Raw genomic sequence first — 12,261 nt, 5'->3', positions numbered from 1 at the left:
GGGCGCAGCGGACTCCCGCAGGTGGGAGCGTACGCGCCGGGGCCTATCGTGTGGGGCATGAGTGACACCCCTCCTGAGTCCCCCGAGTCCCCCGACTTCGACTCGATGACCCGTGACATCGCCGAGGTCCCGGCGGTCGAGGTGATCGTGACGGTCGCCGTCAATCTGATGAGCGCTGCCGCGGTGAAGCTGGGTCTGACCGAGGAGGGCGACAAGTACAAGGACCTGGACGAGGCCCGGAAGCTGGTGCACGCCCTCGCCGGTCTGCTCGACGCGTCCACGACGGAGATCAGCTCGTTCCACGCGGCGCCACTGCGCGACGGTCTGAAGTCGCTCCAGCTGGCGTTCCGCGAGGCGTCGGTCGTACCGGACGACCCGGGCCAGGGCCCGGGCGAGAAGTACACCGGCCCGATCTACGGCTGAGTCAGTCCTTCACGTACAGGGGCTCGCCCGGAGGCGTGGTTCCGGCCGGCAGGAGTGCCAGGTCGAGGCCGCGCACCAGGCGGGCCCTGAGTGTTTCGTCGGCGGCCAGCCGTGAGGCGACCGCGCGGGCGGCCTCGGCGGGGGCGGCGGCGGGGTCGAGGACCAGGGCGAGGGTGCCGTCGGACTGTCCGGGCCCGAGGTGGGCGCGGAGCACGGAGGGCTCGGCGGCCACGGCCGCGCGCACCGCGGCGAGGACGGCGGGGTCGGCGAGCGGGTCGGCCGTCGTACGTCCCTCGGCGAGCGCGAGCAGCGCGGATCCGGTCAGCTCGAACGGCACGGGCCCCGCCAGGTCCAGGACAAGGGTGTCGGCCTTCTCGTGCGCGGCGGCCTGGAGGGCCTGGTGCGTCGGTACGGCGACGGGGCGGGCGGCGGGGTCCCAGCGGGCGAGGGAGTCGGTGGAGGTGAAGGCGGGCAGGGCGGTGCGGTGGCCGGCCTTCAGGGTGGGTACGGCCATGTCGCTGGTCTTCTCGCGGCGCAGCCCGTTCTCGTCCTCCTCGACCTCGCCGAGCACGGCCACGACGGGCACGAGCAGCCGGGCCTCCTTGAGCGCTTCGAGGACGGGGCCGACGGCGGTGCGGTCCTCGGCCCAGGCGGTGAGCGCGGCGCTCAGCCGGGGGTCGGCGGAGCCGTCGTCGTCGGAGTAGCCGGGGTCGGGGATGTTCTTGTTCGCCACGGTTGTCGACCCTACCGGGGGAGGGCTCCGGGGCGTTCGCCGGGCAGGAAACGTGACCGTCACCTCACTCACAGCTTTCTCAGCGGGTCCTGACCTGGCTCTAACATCCGCCTAACCCACCGCACAGCACGGCCCGCCACCATCGCGGCATGCCTCCTCGCAGAGCCCGTCGCCCGGCCCGCCCGGCCGTGCGCCGCCCCCTCCTCCGTGCCTTCCTGGCCGCCGCCCTCCTGGTGTGCGGGACCGCCGCCGGGACCGTGTACGTGACGGCCCGGGCGCAGGACGGCGGGGGCCCGGCCGTATCGTCGGCGGCGTCATCGTCGGTATCGCCCTCGGCCTCCGCTTCCACCACGCCGGGCGCGGACGTGGAGGAGGCGTCGGTGGAACCTGTGGCGGTGCCCGAGGTGGATCACGACGCGCTGCTCGCGACGGCCCTGGCGGAGGTTCCGGTCGAGGACGGGGCGGCCTTCTCGGTCGCCGTGCTGGACGTGGGGTCCGGGGACGCCGCGGTGTACGGGGACGGGCGGTTCGAGACCGCGAGCATCGTGAAGATGGACATCCTGGCCGCGCTGCTGCTCCAGGCGCAGGACGCGGGCCGGGGGCTCACGGCGCGGGAGAAGGCGTACGCCGCCACGATGATCCGCGACAGCGACAACACGGCCGCGACGGCGCTGTGGAAGGCCGTCGGTGAGGCGAGGGGCCTGGACGCGGCGAACGAACGGTTCGGTCTGACGGAGACGGAGGGCGGCGACGGCCTGTACTGGGGCCTGACCCGCACCACGGCCGCCGACCAACTGGTCCTGCTCCGCCAGGTGTTCGGGGACGACGACGAGTCGGAGCTGAGCGGGGCCTCGCGGACGTATGTGCGGCGGCTGATGGGGCAGGTCGCGGTGGGCCAGGACTGGGGGGTGTCGGCGGCAGCGGCAGCGGACGGCTCCACGGATTCCTCCGGAGTGCGGTTCGCGCTGAAGAACGGGTGGCTGCCGCGTACGGCCACCGGGCTGTGGGTGATCAACAGCGTCGGCCGGGTCACCGTGGACGGGCGGGACTACCTGGTCGCGGTGGTGTCGCACGGCAACACGACGAAGGCGAAGGGGATCGCTCTGGTCGAGGCGGCGGCCAGGGCCGGGGTGTCGGTGTTCTCGTCGTAGCGATCGGTTCGGGCACCGGGTGACGTCCGCGAGGAGCGCGCGGCGGGCCACACCCCCGTCCTGTCAGATCAGGAACTCGTCCGGCCGTCGGCGGTCGCCGCGCCAGATGACGACGGCCGTGATGAGGAGGGCGACGCCGAGGCCGCCGGCGGCGGGGGCCGCCCAGCCGGAGGAGGTGTCCTTCTCCTTCACGGGGTCGGGGCCGGGCCCGAAGTACTTGCGGCCGTACGCCGCGGACGTGAGGTCGTCGGGCCTGAGCCTGCCGCCCTCCTTGATGGCGGCGGCCGGGTCGACGAAGCCGAACCCGCGGGAGTCGTCACGGCCGCCGACCGGGGCGTCGCGAGCGGTGTCCTCCAGGAGCCGTTTCACCTGGGCCGGGGTCAGGCCGGGGTGGGCCGCCTTGACGAGGGCGGCGGCACCGGAGACGAAGGCCGCGGCGGCGCTGGTGCCCCAGCCCTCGTAGTACTTGCGGTCGGGGTCGGCGATGACGACATCGACGCCGGGCGCGCTGACGGTCGCGTACCAGCGGCGGGTGGAGAACGGGGCGCGGTCGCCGTCCTCGTCGACGGCGGTCACCGCGATGACGCCCGGATAGGCCGCCGGGTACGAGACGTGGTCGCCCTTCTTGCCGCCGTTGCCGGCGGAGGCGACGACGACCGAGCCCTTTCTCAGGGCGTACTGGACGGCCGCGTCCTCGGAGGGCTCGGGGTGGGCGGACTCGGAGTCGTCGCCGAGGGAGAGGTTGATGACGTCGGCGCCCTGGTCGGCGGCCCAGCGGATGCCCTCGGCGAGGGCGTTGCCGCGGGTGCTGCGGGCCTTGGAGCGGGCGGAGTCGCCGTCCTCCAGGATGACGCGGACGGGCAGGATCCGCGCCTCGGGGGCGATGCCGAGGACGCCGTCGTCGTTGTTCACGCCGTGGCCGTGACCGGCGATGATGCCGGCCATGGCGGTGCCGTGCCGGGCCCAGGAGCGGTCGCCCCGCGAGGCCCCGAAGCCGACCAGGTCCCTGGTCGGGAGGACGTTCCCGACGAGGTCGGGGTGCTCGTCGTCGACGCCGGTGTCGAGCACCGCGACGGTGATCCCCTCCCCCTTGGTCGTCCGCCATGCCTCCTCGGTGTGCATCGCGTCGAGCGCCCACTGCTGGTCCCGGATGCCGTCGGCGTGGGCGGCGGTGGAGGGCAGGAGGGCCAGGGAGAAGGCGAGGGGGAGAGCCAGCAGGGCGGTGCGCCGGGGGTGGCGGGCAGGGCGGGTCCGCGCGGGTGTGCAGGCGGCGGGTGCGGGGTCCCCCGCCACGGCGAGGGTCGGTGCCGGTTCCCCCGGCTCGGGGTACGACGTCACGCGGGTCGGGACCTTCTGTGGGTACGCGGCGGTCGGAGAGAGGCGGGCCTGCCGGATGCCCTCGGCCGTGTCGGCGCTCCCGGTCCCCTCGGCGGTCATGAAGGCTGCTCCGAGGCGGACGCGGCGGTCTTGCGGAGGCCGCGTTCGATGCGGTCGGCGAGGCCCTGGGCCTCGTGGCCGAGACCGGCCTGGGCTGCGGCGGTGGTGGCGTCGGCCTGCATCGCGTCGGCGGCGGGCTGCGGTTCGGTGACGGTGCGGCCGTCGGCGAAACCGGAGACCGCGTACACGACGACGGGGACGTCGGTGAGGACGGAGATGGTCCAGGAGGCCCGCTGGGCGTCGCCGAAGCCGGCGGCGACGGTGCCCTTGGCCGCGTACGGGCGGGGCATCAGGTCGGTGCGCCGGTCGAGGCCGTCGCGCGCGAAATGGGCCTTGAGGGTGGCCATGGCGGTGGCGTCGGCCTTGGTGAACATCAGGCCGACGGTGGTGACGTTGCTGCGGGTCGCGTCGGTGTAGGTGGCGCGCAGCAGACGCAGGCAGCCGACGGGGGCGAGGGCCTGGCGCAGCAGGGGGTCGAAGGCGTCGGCGCAGCCGCTGTCGGGGGCGACGGCGACGCGGGTCCAGGTGCGGTCGGTGCTGCCGGGGCCGGCGCCCTCTCCCTGCACGGTGGGCGGGAACAGTTCGTCGACGGGTACGCCGTGCCAGAGGGCGCCGGCCGCGGCGAAGCCGACGCGGGTGCCGTCAGGACCCGAGTCGCCGGTGAGCCAACTGCCCGCCGCCGCACCGCCGATGAGGCCGACGCCGAGCACCACGCAGGCGGCCATGGCTGCCGCGCGGGCGCCGGTCGGGCGCGGTCTGCGCCGTACGTCGCCGTCCGACTCGGCCGAGGTCCACGGCGAGGTGTCGGGCTCGGCGAACGTCACGTAGGGCCGCCCGGAACTGCCGCCGAGCGCGTCGTCGATGGCGTCGACGGAGCGCCGGGAGGCCCCGGAGGGCGGCTGCCAGGCCCCCGGATGACCGGGATCCCCGGGCCGCAACCGCCGCCCGGCCTCGGCACCGCCGTCCCCGGACAGAGAACCACGCGGCTCCCCCTTCGCCCCGGAGACGGAGCCCCCGGCCCCCGTGGGCACACCCCCGCGAACCGTGGAAGCGGAGGGCGCCCCCTCGGGGCGCGGCGGAACACCACCGGAGGACTGCCCGGGGAGCCGGGACGGGTGCGGAGTACCACCGGAAGGCCGCGCGGCAGGACGCGCAGCGGGGGCGACGGGCGGCTGACCTCCGGGACGGGATGCGGCGCCGCTGGGCTGCCGGCCCGTCAGCCGGTCGGCCTGGCGGGGGGTGGAGCTGGGCGGGGTGTCGGGGAAGCGGGCCGAGGCCGCGGGGGGTGGCGGGGTCGCGCCGCTCGCCGCGGCGGTCCTGCGGAAGTCGGAGAAGCGCGGGTTTTCCGCACGGTTCCGTGCGGCCGGGCCGCCGTCCGTCGCGGAGCCCTGCGAGGGTTCCCTACCGGAGGAGAACGGGCCGGACGCCTGCGAGGGCTGCCGGCCGGGGAACGGGCCGGACCCCTGCGCAGGTGCGGGCGTCGAGCCGGCCCGCTCACCGGAACTCCGGTGCGCGCGTGTCGTCCTGGCGGTGTCGGAGCCGTGCGGAGGCCGCTGCGCGTCCGCCGGGTCCCCGCGCCGGTCGTCCCTGGGGGCGCCCTGGGTCGTGGAGGGTGCCGAGGAGGGGCGGGGCGGAGCGGTGGGCCGTGCGGGCATCCCTGTCGTGGGCGGTCGCTGCGGACGCCGGGGCACGGCGGGCGTCTCCCCGGTGGACGGCGCCCGGCCCGGCCGCGGCGGCAGGGTCGACGAGGAACCGTTCGAAGGCCGCGTCCCCGACTCGCCCCCGCGTGGGCCGGCAGGCACCGATCCGTCAGAGCGCACCGACGACGGCCCGTCGAAAGCACCCCCGATGAAGGCACCTCCCGCGGAGTCACCCCCGGCAGAGGCACCGCCGCCGGACACGTTCCCGTCGGGCACCTTCCCACCGGATACGTTCCCGTCGGACGCGTTCTCGGCAGAAGCTCGTGCACCACCTGAACCGGACGTGGTGTTCCCGGTGGGCGGACGGCCGGCGGGACCGGCGGCCCCGAAGAACGGGCGTGGTCCGAACGCACTCTCCCCCGTCATGGGCGTCCTGGACGGCCGTCCGCCGTTCGCCCGCGCGTCGGAGGCGCTGTCGCCCGTAGGGCGTGCGCCGGAGCCACTGCCGAGGAAGGGGCGTCCCCCCGGCGCACCACCAGGGCGCGGGCCGGAAGTGCCGTCGCCGGGCGGGCGTCCGCCTCGCGGGGTGTCGGCGGTGGGCGTGGACTCGCGGCGCGGCGGCGGGGTGTCGGTGGGGGGCACGGTGCTCTGGGGTGGGGTGGTGGGCGGCGCGGGGATGTGCGGCGGTGTGGAGGGGCGCCCCGGTGGGCGTGGGGGGATGGAGGCGCGACGCGCTTCCGTGCTCATGCACCCCCCGTTTCCTCGAGCCCGGGCCGACCCGGAAAACGTCCGGGTCCCGGCCACCCACGGGGAGCGACCGGCACGCATGCGACGGGTTCGCTCCCATGGACATGCGCCACACCACGGGCCGACCGCACCCGTGGTCACACCACACGCAAGCCATACCCGTGGCAGCGGATCGGCATCCCCGTCGAGGTCGTCCCCTGCGTTCGCGTCACTCTACGGGTTGCCCGGGGTCGAGCGGGAACCAGTCGGCGGCACCGGGGCTTTAGCCCGGAACGTCCCCCTACCCTGCGGTAATCATGTCTGGCAGGCTTCGTTCATGACTGCGCGCGCCGCCGACCGGGCCCGCTACGACCGGGCCACCGCTCATCTCGACGCACCTCTGGCGATCGTCGACCTCGACGCCTTCGACGCGAACGCCGACGACCTCGCCCGAAGGGCCGGCGGCAAGCCGATCCGCGTCGCGAGCAAGTCCGTTCGCTGCCGGGCACTGCTGGAGAGGGTCCTGGCCCGTGAGGGCTTCCAGGGCATCATGTCGTTCACTCTCGCCGAGTCCCTGTGGCTGGCCCGTTCCGGGTTCGACGACATCCTCCTCGCCTATCCGTCCGCCGACCAGGACGCCTTCGCGGAACTGGCGGGCGATCCCAAGCTCGCCGCCGCCGTCACGGTGATGGTCGACGACCCCGCCCACCTCCAGCTGATCGAGAACTCACGGCGCGGCGGCACCGAAGTGGTGCGCGTCTGCCTGGAGTTGGACACCTCGCTGAAGCTTCTCGGAGGCCGGGTGCGGATCGGGGCGCGGCGTTCGCCGCTGCACTCCCCCGAGCAGGTCGCCGAGGTGGCGCGCGCCGTGGCCGAGCGGCCGGGGTTCAAGCTGGTCGGGATCATGGCGTACGAGGGCCATATCGCCGGTGTGGGCGACTCGGTGGCCGGGCGGCCCCTCCGTTCGCGGGCGGTGCGGCTGATGCAGGCCACCGCGAAGAAGGAACTGGCCGCCCGCCGGGCGGAGGTCGTCCGTGCCGTGCGGCGGGTGGCGCCGGACCTGGAGTTCGTCAACGGCGGTGGCACGGGCAGCGTGCAGCACACGGCGGCGGAGGACGCGGTCACCGAGATCGGCGCCGGGTCCGGGCTCTACGTGCCCCGCCTCTTCGACAACTACACGTCGTTCAGCGGGCGTCCGGCCGCGCTGTTCGCGATGCCCGTGGTCCGGCGCCCCGGTGTCGGTGTGGTCACCGTGCTCGGCGGCGGGTACCCCGCCTCCGGTGCCGCGGGGCCGGACCGGCTGCCGGTGCCGTATCTGCCGGAGGGGCTGAAGTACGACCCGCAGGAGGGGCCGGGCGAGGTGCAGACCCCGCTGCTCGGCGCCCCCGCGGACGATCTGCTGCTCGGCGACAAGGTGTGGTTCCGGCACGCCAAGGCCGGGGAGCTGTGCGAGCGGTTCGACGTGCTGCACCTGGTGGAGGGCGACGAGGTGACGGCGACGGTCCCGACGTACCGGGGCGAGGGCCACACCTTCCTGTAGGACCCGGTGGTGCGCCCGGGCCCTGCATGTCATCGCGGGCCCAGGCTGCTGCCCACTCCCCCGCCGGTCTTCTCGTCGCCGACCGCCCGGATGCCCCGGACGATCCGGTCGATGTCGCCGACCGGCGGGCCGTCGTCCCCCGCGTCGACGGCGAACCGGACGAGGACCGGCGCCTCGGAGCCGACGCTGGACGGGAAGACGAGGGACTGGACGTACCCGCCGGGCCCGGCGTCGGTGGTGACCCGCCAGCGCACGAAGTAGCCGGCGCGCCCCGCGACGGCCACCGAGCCGGAGCCGACGACCTCGTGGCCGGTGATGCCGTCGTACGGACGCCGGTCCAGGTCGTCGCGGTCGTACGCGTCGTTCGCGGCGTCCTCGATGTCGTTCTCGGCGAGGGCCTTCGGGGACGTCTCGTCGCTCTGGGTGACGGTGCGCGAGTAGACCCAGCCGCTGCGGCACAGGCCGTCGTCGCCGGGGCAGTCGTAGGTGCCGTCGGTGACGAGGACGGCGTCCTCGTCGGCGTCCGCGCCGTCGGTCCAGCCGTCGAGGACCGGGAAGGTGATGCCGTTGAGGTCGTCCACGACGACGGACGCGTCACCGCCGCCCCCGGAGCCGGAGGGGGACGCGGACGGGGCGGTCGGGGACGGGCTCTCGGCGCCGCCGGACGACGGGGTGGTGGGGGCCGTTCGTGTCTCCTGACCCCCGTCGCCGTCGCCGCCCAGGACGAGGACGCCGCCGGTGACCGCTCCGGCGATCAGCACGGCCCCGGTGGCGGCCAGCGCGATCAGCTTGGTGCGCCCGGGGCGTTTGGGCGGCCGGGGCTGGGTCGGGAGCGGGACGGGCTGCTCCGGCTGGCGCCGGTGGTCGGTCCACGCGGACCCGTCCCACCAGCGTTCGGTGAGCGGGTAGGACGGGTCGCGGTACCAGCCGGGCGGCGGCGAACTGCTCATCCCGGCACTTTAATCACACCGGCAGGGTGGGTGTTCCCGGTGCGGTGTCCCGATGCTTTAGAGCGGGGTGACGTAGGCGCCCGAGATGCCGCCGTCGACCAGGAAGTCGGTGGCGTTCACGAAGGACGAGTCGTCGCTCGCGAGGAAGGCCACGGCGGCGGCCATCTCCTCGGCCTCCGCGAAACGTCCGACCGGGATGTGCACCAGGCGGCGCGCGGCCCGCTCCGGGTCCTTGGCGAACAGCTCCTGCAGCAGCGGGGTGTTGACCGGGCCGGGGCACAGGGCGTTGACGCGGATGCCCTCCCGGGCGAACTGCACGCCCAGCTCGCGGGACATCGCCAGCACACCGCCCTTGGAGGCCGTGTACGAGATCTGGGAGGTCGCCGCGCCCATCCGGGCCACGAAGGAGGCGGTGTTGATGATGGAGCCCTTGCCCTGGCGCCGCATGTACGGGATGGCCGCCTTGCAACACAGGTAGACCGAGGTGAGGTTGACCTCCTGGACCCGCTTCCAGGCCTCCAGGCCGGTCTCCAGGATGGAGTCGTCGTCGGGCGGGGAGATGCCCGCGTTGTTGAAGGCGATGTCGACGCTGCCGTAGGTGTCGTACGCGGTCTTGAACAGCGCCTCCACCTGCTCGGCGTCGGTGACGTCGACCTTCACGAAGATCCCGCCGACCTCCTCGGCGGCCGCCTTGCCGCGCGCCTCGTCCACGTCGCCGCAGACGACGTGGGCGCCCTCGGAGGCGAGGCGGCGGGCTGTGGCGAGGCCGATGCCGCTGCCGGCGCCGGTGATGACGGCGGTACGGCCGACGAGTCGGCGGCAGATGGTGTCCTGGGGCTGGGTCACAGTGCGGGGCCCTCCGTGCTGATGAAGACGTTCTTGGTTTCGGTGAAGGCGGTCAGGGCGTCCGGGCCGAGTTCGCGGCCGATTCCGGACTGCTTGAAGCCGCCGAAGGGTGTCCAGTAGCGGACGCTGGAGTGGGAGTTGACGGACAGGTTGCCCGCGCGGACGGCCTGCGAGACGCGCAGGGCACGGCCGACGTCCCGGGTCCAGATGGAGCCGGAGAGGCCGTACGGGGTGTCGTTGGCGAGGCGGATCGCGTCGGCCTCGTCGTCGAAGGGGAGGACGACGGCGACCGGGCCGAAGACCTCCTCGGCGGCCACGCGCGCGTGCGGTTCGACACCGGTGAGGACGGTCGGCGGGAACCAGAAGCCGGGGCCCTCGGGGGCCTTGCCGCGGATGCCGGGCGCGTCCGGGTCGACGTAGGCGCGGACGCGGTCGAGCTGGACGGCGGAGATCAGCGGGCCCATCTGGGTGGCCTCGTCGGCCGGGTCGCCGACGCGGACCGACTCGATGCCGGGGGCGAGCAGGTCGAGGAAGCGGTCGTGGACGGAGCGCTGCACGAGGATGCGGGTGCGGGCGCAGCAGTCCTGGCCGGAGTTGTCGAGGAACGACATGGGGGCGGCGGCCGCGGCGGCTTCGAGGTCGGAGTCGGCGAAGACGATGTTGGGGCTCTTGCCGCCGAGTTCGAGCGTGACGCGCTTGAGGAGCGCCGAGCCCTTGGCCAGCACCTGCTTGCCCACGGCCGTCGAACCGGTGAAGACGATCTTCGCGACGCCGGGGTGTTCGACGAGGGCGTTGCCCGTGACGGCGCCGTGTCCGGGCAGCACCTGGAACAGGCCCTCGGGGAGTCCCGCCTCACGTGCCAGCTCCGCGAGGCGGAGGGCGGTGAGCGGGGTGGTCTCGGCCGGTTTGAGGAGCACCGCGTTGCCCGCCGCGAGCGCGGGGGCGACGCCCCAGGCCGCGATGGGCATCGGGAAGTTCCAGGGGGCGATCACGCCGACCACGCCGAGGGGTTCGAGGATGGTGACGTCGAGGCCGCCGGGGACGGGGATCTGCCGTCCGGTGAGGCGTTCGACGCCGCCGGCCGCGTAGTCGAGCAGGTCTCGGACGTTGCCGGCTTCCCAGCGGGCGTTGCCGATGGTGTGCCCGGCCTCGCGGACCTCCAGGAGGGCCAGCTCCTCCAGGTGCTCGTCCACGGTGACGGCGAACCGGCGCAGCAGCCGGGCCCGGTCGGCGGGGGCCAGCGCGGCCCAGGCCCGCTGGGCCTTCGTCGCCAGGGAGACGGCCGCGTCGACGTCCGCCGGGGTGGCGGCGGGGACGGTGGCGACGACCTCCTCGGTGGCGGGGTTCAGTACCTGGAGCTGCTGCTCGTACTGCGGGGACTGTCCGGACAAGTAAGGGCCTTTCCGCGGGGCGTGGTTCACAGGCGTTCGAAGGAGCGGCGCAGCTCCCAGTCGGTGACGGCGGCGTCGAAGGCGGCCAGCTCGACCCGCGCCATGTTGAGGTAGTGGGCGACGACCTCGTCGCCGAAGGCGGCCTTGGCGATGGGGCTGTTGGCCCACAGCTCGGCGGCCTCGCGCAGGGTGGTCGGCACATGGGCGTAGTCGCCGGTGTAGGCGTTGCCCTCGCACACGTCCGGCAGTTCCAGCTTCTGTTCGATGCCGTACAGTCCGGCCGCGACGAGCCCGGCGACGGCGAGGTGCGGGTTGACGTCGCCGCCGGGGAGCCGGTTCTCGAACCGCATGGAGCGGCCGTGGCCGACGACCCTGAGGGCGCAGGTCCGGTTGTCGTGGCCCCAGGCGACGGCGGTGGGGGCGAAGGAGCCCGGCTGGAACCGCTTGTAGGAGTTGATGTTGGGCGCGTAGAGCAGCGAGAAGTCACGGAGGGCGGCGAGCTGGCCGGCGAGGAAGTGCCGCATGACCTGCGACATCCCGTGGCCGTCGGCCATCACGTTGGCGCCGTCGGCGTCCGCGAGGGACAGGTGGATGTGACAGGAGTTGCCCTCACGTTCGTTGTACTTGGCCATGAAGGTGAGGGAGACGCCCTCCTGGGAGGCGATCTCCTTGGCGCCGGTCTTGTAGATGGCGTGCTGGTCGCAGGTGACCAGGGCGTCGTCGTACTTGAAGGCGATCTCGTGCTGGCCGGGGTTGCACTCGCCCTTGGCGGACTCGACGGTCAGCCCGGCGGCCGCCATCTCGTTGCGGATCCTCCTGAGGAGGGGCTCGATACGGCCGGTGCCGAGGACCGAGTAGTCGATGTTGTACTGGTTGGCCGGGGTGAGGCCCTTGTACCCGGCGTCCCAGGCCTGCTCGTAGGTGTCCTTGAAGACGATGAACTCCAGCTCCGTGCCGACCTTGGCGGTGTAGCCCAGTTCGGCGAGGCGCTCCAGCTGACGGCGGAGGATCTGGCGGGGGGCGGCGACGACCGGCGAGCCGTCGTTCCACGCGAGATCGGCGATCAGCATGGCCGTGCCCTCGTTCCAGGGCACCCGGCGCAGGGTGGACAGGTCCGGGTGCATGGCGAAGTCGCCGTAGCCCCGGTCCCAGGAGGACATCGCGTAGCCGTCGACGGTGTTCATCTCGGTGTCGACGGCGAGGAGGTAGTTGCAGCCCTCGGTGCCGTGGGCGAGTACCTCGTCCAGGAAGAAGCGTGCGGCGAACCGCTTGCCCTGGAGCCGCCCTTGCATGTCGGGGAAGGCCAGGACGACAGTATCGATCTCGCCGCCGGCGACGAGGGTGTGCAGTTCCTCGACGGAGAGCGGGGGTGTGCGGTCTGCCACGGGAAAGCCTCCTAGGGGCTTCTTCGGCCATCCGGGAGC

The 12,261-nt window shown here is 73.8% G+C and carries 10 protein-coding genes; 3 read left to right on the top strand and 7 right to left on the bottom strand.

Annotated elements, in window-relative coordinates; all coding sequences use genetic code 11:
* Positions 1–57: 57 nt before the first annotated feature.
* A complete protein-coding gene (locus tag M8J73_RS15395; protein ID WP_055521885.1) occupies positions 58–423 on the top strand; it encodes a DUF1844 domain-containing protein in 366 nt (121 codons plus the stop codon).
* 1 nt (position 424) lies between these two features.
* Here M8J73_RS15395 and M8J73_RS15390 read toward each other — a convergent pair whose 3' ends face one another.
* Entirely contained in the window at positions 425–1,156 is a 732-nt protein-coding gene (locus tag M8J73_RS15390) for an SseB family protein (RefSeq protein WP_249828732.1), read from the bottom strand.
* Between the two features lie 149 nt (positions 1,157–1,305).
* Here M8J73_RS15390 and M8J73_RS15385 point away from each other — a divergent pair, with 149 nt between their 5' ends.
* The gene (locus tag M8J73_RS15385; protein ID WP_249828731.1) at positions 1,306–2,307 is read left to right on the top strand and encodes a serine hydrolase; all 1,002 of its coding nucleotides are present in this window, start codon (positions 1,306–1,308) and stop codon (positions 2,305–2,307) included.
* A 63-nt stretch (positions 2,308–2,370) separates the two neighbouring features.
* Here M8J73_RS15385 and mycP read toward each other — a convergent pair whose 3' ends face one another.
* Both mycP and M8J73_RS15375 read right to left on the bottom strand, forming a co-directional pair.
* Positions 2,371–3,744, bottom strand: a complete 1,374-nt coding sequence (mycP, locus tag M8J73_RS15380) for a type VII secretion-associated serine protease mycosin (protein ID WP_249828730.1) — start codon at positions 3,742–3,744, stop codon at positions 2,371–2,373.
* Positions 3,741–4,775, bottom strand: coding sequence for a hypothetical protein (locus M8J73_RS15375; protein ID WP_249828729.1), 1,035 nt, complete (start codon positions 4,773–4,775; stop codon positions 3,741–3,743). The genes mycP and M8J73_RS15375 overlap by 4 nt, the downstream gene beginning before the upstream one ends.
* 1,672 nt (positions 4,776–6,447) lie before the next feature.
* Between M8J73_RS15375 and M8J73_RS15370 the strand changes: the two genes are divergently transcribed.
* Positions 6,448–7,650 (top strand): amino acid deaminase/aldolase, encoded by a 1,203-nt coding sequence (locus M8J73_RS15370; protein WP_249828728.1) that lies wholly within the window; start codon positions 6,448–6,450, stop codon positions 7,648–7,650.
* Between the two features lie 29 nt (positions 7,651–7,679).
* On the opposite strand, the gene M8J73_RS15365 is transcribed toward M8J73_RS15370, so the two are convergent.
* The 4 genes from M8J73_RS15365 to M8J73_RS15350 are packed head-to-tail and all read right to left on the bottom strand — an operon-like array spanning position 7,680 to position 12,222.
* Positions 7,680–8,600, bottom strand: a complete 921-nt coding sequence (locus M8J73_RS15365) for a DUF2510 domain-containing protein (RefSeq protein WP_249828727.1) — start codon at positions 8,598–8,600, stop codon at positions 7,680–7,682.
* Positions 8,601–8,657: 57 nt separating this feature from the next.
* Positions 8,658–9,446 carry a 3-oxoacyl-ACP reductase gene (locus tag M8J73_RS15360; RefSeq protein ID WP_055521998.1) on the bottom strand — a complete coding sequence of 263 codons (789 nt, stop codon included), beginning with the start codon at positions 9,444–9,446 and terminating at the stop codon, positions 8,658–8,660.
* Positions 9,443–10,837: an aldehyde dehydrogenase family protein gene (locus M8J73_RS15355; protein ID WP_055537963.1), complete on the bottom strand. Its 1,395-nt coding sequence runs from the start codon at positions 10,835–10,837 to the stop codon at positions 9,443–9,445. The genes M8J73_RS15360 and M8J73_RS15355 overlap by 4 nt, the downstream gene beginning before the upstream one ends.
* 26 nt (positions 10,838–10,863) lie before the next feature.
* Positions 10,864–12,222: a glutamine synthetase family protein gene (locus tag M8J73_RS15350; protein WP_055537962.1), complete on the bottom strand. Its 1,359-nt coding sequence runs from the start codon at positions 12,220–12,222 to the stop codon at positions 10,864–10,866.
* Between the last annotated feature and the right edge of the window lie 39 nt (positions 12,223–12,261).

It is taken from the genome of Streptomyces neyagawaensis, from assembly GCF_023516595.1.
In the GTDB taxonomy this organism is placed as follows: domain Bacteria; phylum Actinomycetota; class Actinomycetes; order Streptomycetales; family Streptomycetaceae; genus Streptomyces; species Streptomyces neyagawaensis.
The sequence above is the reverse complement of the archived record's forward strand: the minus strand, read 5'-3'. Positions and strand labels throughout refer to the sequence as shown.